This is a genomic window from Pseudomonas sp. SORGH_AS_0199 (assembly GCF_031453735.1).
GTDB classification, from domain to species: domain Bacteria; phylum Pseudomonadota; class Gammaproteobacteria; order Pseudomonadales; family Pseudomonadaceae; genus Chryseomonas; species Chryseomonas aestiva.
Window position 1 is genome coordinate 4,818,952 of the sequence record NZ_JAVJAE010000001.1, and the last position, 12,779, is coordinate 4,831,730.

The 12,779-nt window shown below is 67.1% G+C and carries 7 protein-coding genes; all 7 read right to left on the bottom strand.

The genetic code is table 11. The annotated features are described in order from the left end of the window. Positions 1-5: 5 nt before the first annotated feature. Positions 6-1,025: a chemotaxis protein CheB gene (locus QE444_RS22525; RefSeq protein WP_273860884.1), complete on the bottom strand. Its 1,020-nt coding sequence runs from the start codon at positions 1,023-1,025 to the stop codon at positions 6-8. Further along, positions 1,018-8,163: an Hpt domain-containing protein gene (locus QE444_RS22530; RefSeq protein WP_309741770.1), complete on the bottom strand. Its 7,146-nt coding sequence runs from the start codon at positions 8,161-8,163 to the stop codon at positions 1,018-1,020. The genes QE444_RS22525 and QE444_RS22530 overlap by 8 nt, the downstream gene beginning before the upstream one ends. A gap of 11 nt (positions 8,164-8,174) precedes the next feature. Further along, on the bottom strand, positions 8,175-9,023 hold the full coding sequence (locus tag QE444_RS22535; protein ID WP_273860886.1) for a protein-glutamate O-methyltransferase CheR: 849 nt from the start codon (positions 9,021-9,023) through the stop codon (positions 8,175-8,177). Positions 9,024-9,084: 61 nt separating this feature from the next. Next, a complete protein-coding gene (locus QE444_RS22540; protein WP_280308746.1) occupies positions 9,085-11,115 on the bottom strand; it encodes a methyl-accepting chemotaxis protein in 2,031 nt (676 codons plus the stop codon). Between the two features lie 161 nt (positions 11,116-11,276). Continuing rightward, on the bottom strand, positions 11,277-11,813 hold the full coding sequence (locus QE444_RS22545) for a chemotaxis protein CheW (protein ID WP_273860888.1): 537 nt from the start codon (positions 11,811-11,813) through the stop codon (positions 11,277-11,279). Between the two features lie 49 nt (positions 11,814-11,862). After that, positions 11,863-12,228: a twitching motility response regulator PilH gene (gene pilH, locus QE444_RS22550; protein ID WP_007161680.1), complete on the bottom strand. Its 366-nt coding sequence runs from the start codon at positions 12,226-12,228 to the stop codon at positions 11,863-11,865. A 40-nt stretch (positions 12,229-12,268) separates the two neighbouring features. After that, a complete protein-coding gene (pilG, locus tag QE444_RS22555) occupies positions 12,269-12,676 on the bottom strand; it encodes a twitching motility response regulator PilG (RefSeq protein ID WP_007161679.1) in 408 nt (135 codons plus the stop codon). Positions 12,677-12,779 lie beyond the last annotated feature (103 nt).

The window sequence follows — 12,779 nt, forward strand, 5'->3', positions numbered from 1 at the left end:
TTCCTTTAGCTTCGCTGCTCGGCCAGGCGCGCCACCAGGGCTTCGGCCAGGCCGCGGGGATCGGCGGTAAGGGTCGCAAGACCCGATTCGCGCAGGCTTTCCGGCATGCTCGGGGCGATGCAGGTGCTCGCCGACTGGGTCCAGAGCGTGCCACCGCGACGCCGCACATAGGGCGCCGAAGCGGTGCCGTCGTTGCCCATGCCGCTGAAGACGATGACCCCACAGCGCGCGCCGAAGTGCTGCGCCAGATTGAGCATCATCTGGCTGATCGACGGCGTATAGGGCTCGGGCCAGGCGCGCTCGACGATGTCCAGGGCACCAGAGGCGCGAAAGGTCAGCTCCTGCTGGGTCGGCACCACCACCACCTCGCCGCAGCGTACCGGCTCACCCGGGCGCGCGCCCTGGATATGCCATTGGCTGTGCCGGCCGACCGCGCGCAGCAGGCTGGCGGCAAAGCCGTCGCCGATGTGCTGGGCATAGAGGAAGCCGACCGGCAGACCGCCCGGCAGGGCATCGAGAAAGGCCTTCACCGCCGCCGGACCGCCCAGGGACGCGGCCAGCAACCAGACCTCGGGGGCCGGATCGCCGGCTGGCAGCGGCAGATTGGCCAGGGGTTCCGGCAGGGTCAGGCGCGGCGGTCGCGGCTGGTCCTGCAGCAGGGTTTCCAGGGCCGGGCCGACCGCCGCCACCGGATCGCCGATCAGCCGCTTGAGCTTGCCGATCAGGCGCTTTTCCCACTGGGTGAAGGGGTCGGTGAAACGCTCGGGAGCCTGGCCTTCGCCGAACAGGATGGGCACCTCGGCCCCCTCCAGCAGCGCGTCCACCAGTGGCGACTCCTCCGTCTGGCTCAGGTCGATCAGCCACAGGTCGGTCGCGACCGTGGGCCAGGCCGCTTCGTCGAAGCGCTCCGGATCGCTGTTGAGGACGACGTGATAGCCATTGTCGGCCAGCACCTGCTGCAGCACGTGGCGCTGCAGCGGACTGTCGGCCAGGATGGCGACGCGGGCGGTGTGCATCTCAGTCATCTTGCCTGACCAACCGATGGATGTGGGCCAGGAGTTCGCTCTCCTGGTAGGGCTTGCCCAGGTATTCGTTCACGCCCAGGCTCAGCGCCCGCTCGCGGTGCTTTTCCCCGGTTCGGGAGGTGATCATCACGATCGGCAGGTCCTTGAGGCGCGGGTCATGGCGCACCAGGGTCGCCACCTCGAAGCCGTCCATGCGTGGCATCTCGATGTCCAGCAGCAGGATGTCCGGCTGCCGCTCCTGCAACTGGGCGATGGCATCCACCCCGTCCTTGGCGGTGAAGACTTCCATGCCGTGGCGTTCCAGCAGGCGGCTGGTGACCTTGCGCACCGTGACCGAATCGTCCACCACCATGACCAGCGCCGGCCGGGTGACCTCGGCCACCGTGGCCGGGCCCTGCGCCAGCCGGGCGAGCTCTTCGCCGCTGGCGCGCTGGCTGCGGATCATCGCCAGCAGGTCGAGAATCACCACCACGCGCCCGTCCCCCAGCAGGGTGGCACCGGACAGGCCCGGTACCCCGGCGAATTGCGGACCGAGGCTCTTCACCACGATCTCCCGCGAGCCGGCCACCGCATCCACCTGCACGGCGACCGCGTATTCGGCGGAACGCACCAGCACTACCGGCAGCGGCAGGCTCTGGCCGCTCAGCTTGGGCTGCTGGCCGTTGTTGAGCAGATGGCCCAGGTAGCGCAGGTCATAGTGCTGGCCGCCGTATTCGAAGGTCGTCGCCCCCGGGCGGTAATAGCGCTCGAGATCGGCCGCGGTCACCCGCACGATACCCTCGATGGTGTTCAGCGGCACGGCATAGAGGTCATCGCCGGCATGCACCATGAGCGCGCGGTTCACCGACACGGTGAACGGCAGGCGGATGGTGAAGCGCGTCCCCTCGCCCGCCACGCTGTGGATGTCCATGTTGCCGCCGAGTTGCTTCACCTCCTGGTGCACCACGTCCATGCCCACGCCCCGCCCGGAAATCTGGGTGACGGTCGGCGCCGTGGAGAAGCCGGATTCGAGGATGAACTGCAGCAGGTCCTGATCGGTGAGTTGCGCGTCCTCCGCCATCAGGCCGCGCTCGATGGCCTTGCGGCGCACCGCGGCCAGGTCGATGCCCCGGCCGTCATCGGCCAGGGTCAGGATGATGTCGCCGCCTTCACGGCGCAGATCCAGGCTGATCACGCCCTCGGCCGGTTTGCCGGCGCGCTGGCGCCCGGCGGCGTCCTCGACCCCGTGGTCGATGGCGTTGCGCAGCATGTGCTCCAGCGGCGGAATGATCCGCTCCAGCACCGTGCGGTCCAGCTCGCCTTCGGCGTTGTCGACGCGCAGCTCGATCGGCTTGTCCAGTTCGGCGCTGACCTGGCGTACCACCCGGTGCAGTCGCGGCACCATGCGCTCGAAAGGCACCATGCGGGTCTGCATGAGGCTTTCCTGCAACTCGGTGTTGACCCGCGCCTGTTGCAGCAGCAGGGTCTCGGCATCGCGATTGCGCTGGCCCAGGGTGTTCTTCAGATCCAGGAGGTCGGAAGCCGATTCGAACAGCGCCCGGGACAGCTGCTGCAGCTGGGAATAGCGATCCAGCTCCAGGGGGTCGAAATCCTCGTAGCCGGCGCGATCCACGTCTTCGTGGTGGCGACTGATGATCTGCGCCTGGGTCTCGGTATCCAGCCGGCGCAGCTGATCGCGGACCCGCTCGATGGTGGCTTCCATCTCGCCGAGGGTGGTACCGATGTCGCTGACCTGCTGTTCGACGCGGCCGCGGAAGATCGAGGTCTCGCCCGCCAGGTTGACCAGCTGTTCCAGCAACGCGGCCGGTACCCGCACCAGTTCCTGGGAAGAGCGCCGCTGCGCCGCCTGCTGGCGGACCTGCTGCAGGCGCTGCACGAACGGCAGCGGCGCAGCCGCTGGCGCAGGCGTCTCGGCCGCCACCATGACCGGTGCCGTGGTACTGGTCGGCTCAGGCGATGCGGCGAACGGGCTCGCGACGCCGGACTCGGCGTCTGGGCCTGGCGTCTCGTCATCCCCGGCCAGGTCCGCGGCCGCCGGCAGATCAGACTCGATCGCGACTTCGGCTTCGGCTTCGGCTTCGGCTTCGGCTTCGGCCGTCTCGACCGGCACCGGGGACGTACTCGCCGGAGCGGCGGCCGGTAGTGCCAGCTGGGCGACCGCCAGCTGCAGTCCGTCGACCCCCTGGGTCGCCAGGGCGCGTACCCGCTCGCGATCGTCCTCGCTCAATCCCACGGCGAGCGAGCGCAATTCCGCCAGTTGCTGTTCCAGCTCATGGGCCTGCTCACCCAGGCCGTGCAGACCGGCCAGGCGCGCACCACCCTTGAGGGTATGCAGGCAGCGCAGCAACTCGTCCACCGCCACGTCGGGCGCGGCCGGCCAGTTCGCCAGGGCCTCGTCCATGCTGACCAGCAGGTCCTGGGCTTCCTCCATGAAGATTTCGAGGATTTCCGCATCGGTGTCGGCGTCGAAGACCGGTGCGGCAACCACGGGCGCGGCCGTCACGCCGGCCGCCAGCGGCTCGCCGCGGTAGTCACGCAAGGCCTCGATCAGGTCGCCAGCCGGCGCCGAAGCCTGCCCCTGGGCCAGGGCTTCGAGTTGTTCGTGCAGACGATCGTGGCAGCGCTGCAGCAGACTGCCCAGGTCGGCACCGGGCTTGATCCTTCCCCGCGCCAGACCCTCGTAGAAGGCCTCCAGGGCATGGGCCAGATCGCCGATGGCATCCACCTCGGCCAGGCGCGCACCGCCCTTGAGGGTATGCAGGTCGCGCAGCAGGGATTCCAGTTCGAGACTGTTGTGCGGTTCGGCTTCCCAGGCGCGCAGCGAGTTCGCCATGCTGTCGAGCAGGTCGCGACTCTCTTCGATGTAGATGGCCAGCAACTCGGCGTCGGGTCCCTCGTCCGACTCCGGCGCGGCGGCCAGGGGCGTCGGCGCACACAGCGACGACTCCGCAGCCGTCGGCTGGTCCGCGATGGCTTCGCCGAGCTCAAACTCGCCTGGGGTAGACCCGGCGGCGTCCGACCCCAGCCGTTCATCGAGATGGCCGGTACGGATGCGCTGCAGGCGCTCGACCTGCTCGCCATGCTCACTGACCGGGTCACCCGCCGCCAGCTCTTCGAGCTGCGCGGCGAGGCAGCCATGGGCGTCACGCAGGGGGTTGCCCAGTTCGGCGCCACCGGCGAGACGGCCATCGAGCAGGCCTTCGTAGATGGCGTCCAGCTCCGTCGCCAGACGCGCGACCGGCATCACCCCGGCGAGATGGGCGCCGCCCTTGAGGGTATGCAGATCGCGCTGCAGGGTGCCAAGGTGGAAGCGCTGCTGCGGCTCCACCAGCCAACGCTTCAGGGCCCGGTCGGCGCTGTCCAGCAGATCCTGGGCTTCCTCGAGGAAGATCAGCTGCATCTCCGGATCGACGGGCTCGGCAGCCTCGGGCTCGACCTCGACGGCATCCGCCGGCTCGCTGTCCACCAAAGGTGGCAGCAGCTCTTCCGGCTGATCCAGCGACTCCAGCTCAGGCTCGGCTTCGGCTTCGGCTTCGGCTTCGGCTTCGGCTTCGGCTTCGGCTTCGGCTTCGGCTTCGGCTTCGGCGGGCAATTCGACGTCCAGCGCCAGCTCGGGTGCGACCAGCGTGGCCGTTGCCGGATCGAAAAGCTCTTCGGGTTCGGGCTCGGCCAGCAGGTTGGTGGCCGCCATGGGCAACCCGGCGAGAATGCCGGCCAGCAGGCCGCGCAGGCCCTGGATCCGCTCTTCGCTCGGCGTGGCCCGCATGCCACCGGCCAGTTGGTTGAGCATGCTGATCAGGGCTTCCTGGGCCTCTGCCGCTTCGCGGAAGAAGGCGTCGTCGGCGGGCAGCGAGCCGCTCGCCGCGGCGGCATAGACTACCTGTAGCGCTTCAGCAAGTTGCTCGACATCGGCCAGCCCGACCCGGGCGGCCCCATCGGCAAAGGTATTCAGCCGCTCGGCCAGCAGATCCGCGCAGGCCGCCTGGTCACCACCGGTCCGCCAGGCATGCAGGCGCTCATCGGCCTCCAGCAACAGGTCCATTCCGGGCATGAGGAAATCGGTCAGCCGCAGGATGTCACGCTGCTCCGGCAGCGGTGCCTCGGGCAGCGGCAACTGGGGATCCAGCTCCTCCAGCAGCGCTTCGCAGGACGAGATGACGTCCGGCGCGCCTGCCAGCGGCGTTGCCAGCGCCCCTTCGTCGAGTTCGCCCAGGCGCTGCTCCAGCAACTCGGCACCCCGGGCCAGCAAGGCGCACTCGGGTTCGGCGAAGGCGATATGGGCGAGCTTGTATTCCTTGGCCAGCCGTTCCAGCGCGGACGCCAGCTCGGCCATCGGCGAACTGCCCGCCATATGGGCACTGCCCTTGAGGGTGTGCAGGGCACGCAACAGATTGTCGGAGACCGGCTGGGCACTGCCGGCTTCGGACTGCTCGAGAAAGCGGCGCACGGTTTCCAGGTGCGCCTGGGCCTCGGTGCGGAAGATATCCAGCAGCTGGGTATCGGCTTCGGCGGCGACGGGTGCCGCGACCTCAGGCTCAAGCACCTCCGCTTCGGGGAGCGTCGCCGGCGCGGAGGCGGCTGCGCTGCCCGGTGAGGTACGCTCGGGCAAGGCTTCGTTACGGGCCAGCGCATGAGCGGCGTGGGCCAGCCAGTCGACGTCGTCGCGCTGCCGCTGACGATTTTCGGCGTACTCCTCGACCAGCTCCGGCAGCAGGGCGCAGGTCTGCTCGACCACCGTCTGCAGGGCGGTGCTGTGGGCGACGCTGTGGTCCAGCCGGCGATTGAACAGATTTTCCAGGGCCCAGGCCAATTCGCCGATGACCAGTGCCTGGACCATGCGGCCACTGCCCTTGAGGGTGTGAAAATTGCGCCGCAATTCACTCAGGGCGGTGCGCTGCTCGGGCTCGGCCTCCCAGATCGGCAGCAAGCGTTCCAGCTCCGCCTGGACCTCGCCGGCCTCTTCGATAAAGACCTCGCGCAGTTCGTCCTCGACCGGCTCGGCGTCGGCGGCGGGCGGCAGCAGCGCGTGCGGCACCTGCGCTGCCGGGGGGTTGATGGGACTGACCGGCGCGGCCAATACCTCGGCGATCACATCGGCATCGGCATCGGCGGTCGCCAGCGACAGGCTGTCCGCCTCGCTGTCGGCCAGCAGCGCCTCGGGTTCGTCATGCGCGGGCGCGGTCTCGCCGAGCGGCTCGTCATCCGCCCCCTCGGCCGCCGCGTCTGCCTCCAGAAGATCGGCGGTCAGCGGCGCTTCCGCTGCGATTGACTCGAACTCGGCCGGCGAAGCTTCGCCGGCGTATACATGTTCCTCGACCGGCAGCGCGGTAAATTCCAGCGCCTCTTCGGTCACCGGTTCGGCAACCAGGGGCTGGTCTTCCGGCAGATCCAGAGCCGGCGGCGCGACCTCACCGGAGGCCAGGGGCGCTGCCGCCGCCTCGCCGTCGCCAGCCGCCCTGGGCGGATAGCCGAGGGCGATGAGACTCTCGTCGGCGATGTCGAGGATCATGTCGTGGGGCGTGGAGGGATCTTCCGCCAGGCGCTCCAGGTAGTACTCGACGCTGGTGATGGCGTCGGCAAGGGTGTCCAGGCTCTGCCAGTCCGGCACGGCCTGCTTGCCCAGCAGCTGCTGGCAGATATAGTCGTTGGCCGCCTGCACCTGGGCCGCGGCCCGCTCCAGCGGGATCATCGCCAGGCCGCCGCGGACCTGGGTCAGCAACAGGGGCACCGACTCCAGGTGGACATGGTTCCACTGGGAGGCGATGAACTCGATGATGGCGTCCTTGGATTGCTCCAGGCCATTGCGCGCCTCGCGCACCACCACCCGATGCAGCTGATCGATATCGGTGGTGGGCAAGCGGCTCTCTTCGGCATCACCCACCTCGTTGCCGCTGACCATGCCGGCCAGGGTGGCTTCGACATAGAGCAGCGCCCCGGCGATATCCATCAAGGCGGCGTCGCTGGCCTCGCGCACGCCATCGGCCAGTTCGGCGACGGCTTCGTGCTGCTCGAGCACCACCTTGCGCGGCTGACCGAAGCCCAGCACCGCCAGGGTATCGGCGATCTGCTTGAGCGGCGCCAGCAGCCCGCGCAGGCTGGCGGGCTGCTGGCGATCGCTGCGCACGAACAGGTCCAGGCTGTCCTTGATCTGCACCAGCTCTTCGCACAGCGCAGTCACCACCGAGCGCATGGCTTCGCGATCCGGACCGACGATGCGCGAGCGCTCGAAGCCCACCAGCTCGGCATCCGGCAGGGCCTCGTCGAGGCGATAGTGCGCCTTGAGCGCGGCGATGCGCGGACTCTGCACCGGCGCCTTGGCCAGGTAGAACAGCAGATTCTTCAGCAGATCGGCCGGCGCCGGCTGGTTGAGGGTGGTCACCCCATCGCTGATGAGTCGCTTGAGTTCGCGATCCAGTTGCCGCAACAGGCCGCGGATCGAACTGCTGTTGTCCAGCTCGCCGGCCTGCAGCAATTCGGTGAGGCCTGCCGCCACCGGCCAGAGTGCGCCAAAGGGCGAACCGGCGCAGAGCTGGTCCAGGCGCTCGAACACCCGCAGCAGGTAATCCAGGTGCAGCTGGACATCGCGGTCGCGGAACAGCCCGACCTGGGCGCCCTGCAGCGCCTGGCGCAACTTGCGCAAGCGCGGCAGCCAGTCCGGCGCGGCGCGGTCGGCCAGTTCGGCGTCGCTCAGCGACAGCGGCGTGGCGGAGAGATCCGGAGAGAACAGGCTGGTCTCGGAGAGCAGCTTCTCGCCGCGCGCCGAACGCAGGTCGTTGAGGAGTGGCAGGATGGCCAGAGGCAGATCGCGGCGGGCTTCAAGAACCCGATCCAGATAGGGCGGTACCTGCAGGATGGCCTGCATCAGCACTTCCAGCGCCTCGTCGGAGCTGTTCACCCGCTCTTCATGGAGGGCCTGCAGCAACAGCTCCATCTCTTCGGCGAGCAGCGCGGCGCCGTAGAACTCCACCATCTGCAAGGTGCCGTAGACCTGATGCACATAGGTCCGACAAAAACCCAGGCGGCTACGGTCGTGCGGGTTGTCGACGAACGCCTCGAGCGCCTTGCGGGCCTGCTGCAAGGTTTCGGCGATCTCTCCCTTGACCCACTCGAGGGCTACGTAGTCGTGTCGATCGATCATCTCGGCTCCTGTCATGCCGGGTGGTCCAGCTGGCGGGTGAACGCCAGGACTTCGGGATGATCGACGGGTATCAGTTGCGGGTGGCTCCAATTGCTCACCTCACCGACACCCAGGACCAAGAGCCCACCCGGTGCAAGCCGCTGGACCAGCTGGTTGAGCAGGTCTCGACGCAGCCAGCGGCGGAAATAAATCAGCAAGTTCTGACAAAAAATGACGTTGAGCCCCTGCAAGGGGGCCTGGCCCAGTTCCAGCACATTGAGCCGGGCAAAGCACAGTCGCTCCATCAAGCCGGCGGCGACCTCGAAGTTGCCATCGCTGCGCGGACGAAAATACCGCTCGCGCAGGGCGGGCGGCACCCCGGCCAGGCGCTGCAGGCTGTAGGTGCCCTGCCGCGCCTGGCGCAGGGCTTCGCTGCTGATGTCGGTACCGGTCAGGGCGAACGTCAGCGGGCGCGTCTGCCGCGTGAGCACTTCGGCGGTGCTGATGGCCATCGAAAAGGCTTCCTCGCCACTGGCACACCCCAGGCTCCAGAGGGTCAGGCTATCGCCCTCGGCGGTCTTGGCGAACTCGTTCACATAGGTTTCCAGCAGCGCGAAGGACGGCGGATGGCGAAAGAAGCGGGTGGCCTGGATGGTCAGGCGGTCGAGCAGCCGAACCCATTCGATGCGCCCGCCGATGCCGGCGCAGACGACCTGGTAGTAGCTGTCGTAGTCCGCGATCGTCAGTTCGCGCATGCGCGCGGCCAGCTGGATCTGCAGAAAGCTGCGCTGGCGATCGTCCAGCACCATGCCGGCGCGGGTTTCCAGCAACTGTCGCCAACGCTCGAAGTCCGCATCCGGCAGCTCGGGAGCACGGCGCAACGCCCAACTCGACTCCCCCACCCCGTCTCCCCCTCGCCACACCACGATGTGGCCGCTGTGTTCAGCCCAGCGGCTGCTCGTTCGGCAGATTGAAGCCCGAAACCGAACGCCGCATCTCGCTGGCCAGCTTGGCCAGCTCGCCGATGCTGCGCGCGGTGGCGGTGGTACCGGTCGAGGTCTGCGAGGTGATCTCCTGAATCACGTTCATGGTGCTGGAGATGTGGCTGGCGGACGAGGACTGCTGGCGCGCGGCGTTGGAGATGTTCTGAATCAGCCCGGCCAGGCTCTGGGAAACCTTCTCGATCTCTTCCAGGGCCACACCGGCGTCCTGGGCCAGGGCGGCCCCGCGTACCACTTCCGAGGTGGTCTGCTCCATGGAGATGACCGCTTCGTTGGTGTCGGTCTGGATCGCCTTGACCAGGGCCTCGATCTGCTTGGTGGCGCCCGAGGAACGCTCGGCGAGGCGCTGGACCTCGTCGGCGACCACGGCGAAGCCGCGGCCGGCGTCACCGGCCATGGAGGCCTGGATGGCGGCGTTCAGGGCCAGGATGTTGGTCTGGTCGGCGATGTCGTTGATCAGGCCGACGATGTCGCCGATCTCCTGGGACGATTCGCCCAGGCGCTTGATCCGCTTGGCGGTGTCCTGGATCTGCTCGCGAATGCTGTCCATGCCGATGATGGTGTTGTGCACGACCTGGTTGCCCTTGTTGGCAATGGCCACGGAGCGCTCCGCCACCGCGGTGGATTCGGAGGCGTTGGTGGATACCTGGTCGATGGACACGGCCATCTCGTTGATCGCCGCGGAAGCCCCGGCGATTTCCTGGGCCTGGTGTTCCGAGGCCTCGGCCAGCACCGTGGCGGTGTCCTGGGACTCCTGGGCGGCGGCGGCCACCTGGACAGCGGTCTGGTTGATGGTTTCCACCAGTTCGCGCAGCTGGTCGATGGAGTAGTTGATGGAGTCGGCGATGGCGCCGGTGAAGTCTTCGGTCACCGTGGCCTGCACGGTCAGGTCACCGTCGGCCAGGTCGGCGATCTCGTCCAGCAGGCGCAGAATGGCGGTCTGGTTGCGCTGGTTCTTCTCGTCGGTCTCGGCCAGGCGGCGGCGGGTGTCGCGGACCAGGATATAGCCGATGCAGAGGATGGCGCCGAGGGCGATGAACACCAGCAGGTAGCTGCCCACGGTGTTGATCTTGCGGCTCTGGGCCAGGGAGGCATAACTGCCACTGAGGTCGGAGGCGGAACCGAGCAGCGCCTGGGAGCCGCGATAGATCAGGCCCACGGCGGAACGGATCTGCAGCAGCTCGGGTGAGGTGGCGAGAATCTCGTCGACGTTGCCGGAGACGAATTCGAACAGCTTGTTGGCTTCGTTGAGGCGGCCGACCGCCTCGGGGTCGGTGATCTTGGTGATGCCCATGGAGGCATTGCCTTCACGCATGGCCTTGAGCACCCGGCCGAACAGGCTGGCGTCGCGACCAAAGCTGTCGGCAGCCTGCACAGCGGCTTCGTCGCCGGTGAGGATCTTGTTGATGGCGCCGAGGATTCGCTCGGCGAGCAGTGCCTGACGCTGGGCCACCACCACCTGACTGGCGGGCGCGCCGCGCTCGATCAGGATGTCGACGATCTCTTCGTTCTCGACCTGCAATTGGGGAATGGTATCGGCCAGGGCGCCGGACAGCTGGTGCAGGGACAGCACGGTCTGCTCGCTGCCGAGCATGCTGTCGACCTGCTTGCGCTGGTTCTCCCACTGGGACTCCAGGGTATCCAGACGCGGACCGAGGATCGCCGGCGAAGGCGGCAGGCCGGTCTGCGGATCACCGCTGCGCAGGATGTTCAGGCGGCGCTCGAACTCGGCACGCGCCTGACGCAGGTCCTTGAAGGCCTCGGCCTTGCCGGTGGCGGCCTCACTGGCGCTCTTGGCCAGCTGCTGCGAGAGGATGCGCAGCTCGGTGGCCTGGCCCTGGTACTGGTTGTCGTAGTTGGTCTGGGTGCCCAGGTACGCGAAGTTGGCGAACAGCAGCACGATCGCGACGATCAGCACCACGAACATGCCCGCGACCCACGCGTTGAGTTTCCCGGTATTGAGTTTGTTCATCAGCGGCCCCCGCCTGGACCTTGGTTCCTTTAGTTCTATCCTTGTCGGACGCCAGACCGGTTCGCTTGAAGCCGGTGTTCGGCGCCCTACCCCCACCCGTCGGCGACGGCTCCTGCCATCCCGACCCCGATCCGCCTTGCAGCGTCCGGACGTCTGGCGACCTAGGCCGCGACGTCCATGAATTCGGGATGCTCGACCAAGGCGCGCGGGCTGCAGACCAGCCAGGGCACGTCGCGTTGGAAGACACCTTCCAGAAAGAAGTGCAGGCCCGACGGCACGCTGTCGGCGTGCTCGCGATAGGCCTCGATGTCGAAATGCTGCATACCCAGGACTTCGTCAACCGCCAATCCGACGAAGAGGTCGCCATGGTCGACGATCAGGATCCGCCGCTGTTTGCGCAGGGCCTGGATCTTCACGCCGAGGAACTGCCCCAGGTCGGCGATCGGCAGCAGGCGACCGCGCACATTGGCTACGCCCTTGAGCCATGGCTTGACGCCGGGCAGAGCGGTGAAACGCGGCTCCGGCAGAATCTCGCTGACCTCGCCCATGGGAATCACGAAGCGCAATTCACCGAGACGAAAGCCGATGCCACTCCAGCTGCGCTGGTTTTCCTGTTGCGCCGGCAGACCGGCTGCCCGCTCGCGGCAGCGCAGATCGATCAGGCGCAAGAGCTCGTAGGGCGTGGAGGCGTCGCTCATAGGATTCCCTGCCCAGTGGGGCGCTGCCGCGAGAAACGGACGAAAGACCTCAGCCTTGCAGGACACCCGCCAGGGTGCGCAACAGGGTGTCTTCGTCGATGGGCTTGGTGAGGTAGTCCTTGGCGCCCTGGCGCTTGCCCCAGACCTTGTCGGTTTCCTGGTCCTTGGTGGTGACGATGACCACCGGGATATGGCTGGTCTCGGCATCCTTGGTCAGCTGCCGGGTCGCCTGGAAGCCGTTGAGGCCGGGCATGACGATATCCATCAGGACCGCGTCGGGCTTCTCCTGGCGGGCCAGGGCGACGCCGTCGGCGCCGTTCTCGGCCTTGAGCACCTGATGACCATGCTTTTCCAGCATGGCGGTGAGCTTGTACATCTCGGTGGGAGAGTCGTCGACGATCAGAATTCGAGCCATGAAAATTTCCTACTAGATAGAATCGCCCGCCTCAGGACACTCAGGACGCTTGTTCGAGCGGAGTGAAACTGGGGACGTGGGTCTTGATCGCACCGATCAGCTCTTCTTTGCTGAAGGGTTTGGTGAGGTACTGGTCAGAGCCGACGATGCGGCCCTTGGCCTTGTCGAAGAGTCCGTCACGGGAAGAGAGCATGATGACGGGCGTCGCGCGGAAGGCGCTGTTGTTCTTGATCAGCGCGCAGGTCTGATAGCCATCCAGTCGCGGCATCATGATGTCCACGAAGATGATGTGGGGATGACTATCGGCGATCTTGGCGAGCGCATCGAATCCATCGATGGCAGTGATGACTTCGCAGCCAACTTTCTTGAGCAGGGTCTCGGCGGTCCGACGAATCGTCTTCGAGTCGTCGATCACCATGACCTTCAGCCCTTCCGAATACTGTTCCATGTTCAAGCTACCAGCTCATCGTCGATGCAACGTGAATGATGTCGATCCGGGCACTTTGGCGGCGCCTCTTTGTAGCACACAATACCGTGACGTACCACGCAGA